The organism is Imperialibacter sp., from assembly GCF_040222385.1.
Classification (GTDB): Bacteria; Bacteroidota; Bacteroidia; order Cytophagales; family Cyclobacteriaceae; genus Imperialibacter.
The window spans coordinates 1-1563 of sequence record NZ_JAVKDF010000071.1 but is presented as its reverse complement, the minus strand read 5'-3'; the positions used below and the strand labels follow the sequence as shown (position 1 = coordinate 1563).

The window sequence follows — 1563 nt, the reverse complement described above, 5'->3', positions numbered from 1 at the left end:
TGCTGTATGATATTGGGCCTATTCGGGACAATTCAATCCCGCAGTCGTCATCCACAAGCTCCGACCTAACCTTACCTAGAAACTTATGAAAGTCCAGCTCGTCCAGCATATAACGTCACGAAATAATGGCATACAACGCCTCAGTAAAGTGAGTGTGGGAGTTTTATGCAGTTCCGCTTCCACTAGCACTTAGCCACGGCGATGATAAAATTATAAACTGTGGCGGACAATCCAAGCCAGCTGACCTTTGGCAACCGATGAAGCCCACATTCACTTTACTGTTGTGTTAGAGCTTTTTCATTCCGTCTGATTCTTATCGACCTCTTGTGTCTACCTGTCGGGATAGTTTCAAAATAGTCGTCCGACACTAGCAGTTGGTCTGGCCAGTCGTCCGGCTTGTTGTTATAACGTAGATTTACGGTGTCGTTCGAAATCAAATATGTGCCACCGACTCCACCGGCTCCTAGCTCAAGGTAAAATTCGTTATTCGTGTAAAGAACTACCTGCTGCACTCCGATCGCCAAATCATTTAAGCCAGAATATTTGACAGTCCGTGTCTCGCATGAAGTCAAACTCCAAAAAATGGCAGCAATTAGAAGTCCCGATGTTTTGTTTCGAAAGATCATCAGCCATGCCAGATTATGTAGTTTACAACCTGGCCTTCCTTCAGATCCAATACTAAGGAGCCCGTGTCTATCCAATGGCGAGACATTCCCAAATAGTACCTAACTTCGGAATTGCTCTGTCCTGACGGCTGACCAAGAAGCTCAATTACTTGTTCTATTGACATTCCGATAAGCTCATAATTGGTGGTCAGGCTGTGCGTCATGTCCCACCTTAAAGATGCTGTTGCCTCGGTCTCTTCCCAATTTCTCCAAAGTTCAGCGTCGAATTCTGTCCTGTTTTGATAGTTAGCAATGTCTGCTTCAAACACATTGTAGATGGTAAACCCCAGATAGCCAACTATTCCACCAACGAGCGCCACGAATAAGATTTTTAAAGTCTTCATAAGTTTTAGACGAAATCAGTGAGTTCCATCAGGTATCGGCCATTAACTCACAATTTCATTTCTCTTTATGTACTCTTTTAAACAGTCTGGGCATTCTTCAACTAGGCCAAAATTTTCAATGGCTTTTTCAATCAAGTCTGGAGAGTATTCAACTTTTACGTTTTGATCCAGTCCAAAATTATCAACACAGTCAGTGCAAAGGGGTAAATATTCAAAACTGTCCTTCGGCTCATTCGTACTGGCAATGTATCCAGGAACATTATAAATCCTGACCCTTATATTTTGACAGGGCTGATCGATGTCATTGTCAAGATTTTGAGATATGTGCTCGCAGGTGTATTCTTCGCTTCCAATCCCGAAATAGTGCTTTTTTCTACAAACGTTCATTCCCATGTGCGAAACGGTCTATTAGCTCTAACGCCCGGCTAAAATGAGTGTGGGAATTTTATGCAGCTCTGCATCCATCACCAATTAGCCACGCCGATGATAAATTTAACTTTTGTGGCGGAGATTCCAAGCCAACCTAACTCAACTAACCTGAACAGCCCACATTC

General features: G+C 43.2%; 2 protein-coding genes. Both read right to left on the bottom strand.

Going from position 1 to position 1563, the window contains the following annotated elements; all coding sequences use genetic code 11:
- Positions 1–625 precede the first annotated feature (625 nt).
- The gene (locus RIG68_RS28875; protein WP_350130513.1) at positions 626–1009 is read right to left on the bottom strand and encodes a hypothetical protein; all 384 of its coding nucleotides are present in this window, start codon (positions 1007–1009) and stop codon (positions 626–628) included.
- A 42-nt stretch (positions 1010–1051) separates the two neighbouring features.
- Positions 1052–1402, bottom strand: a complete 351-nt coding sequence (locus RIG68_RS28870) for a hypothetical protein (protein ID WP_350075325.1) — start codon at positions 1400–1402, stop codon at positions 1052–1054.
- Between the last annotated feature and the right edge of the window lie 161 nt (positions 1403–1563).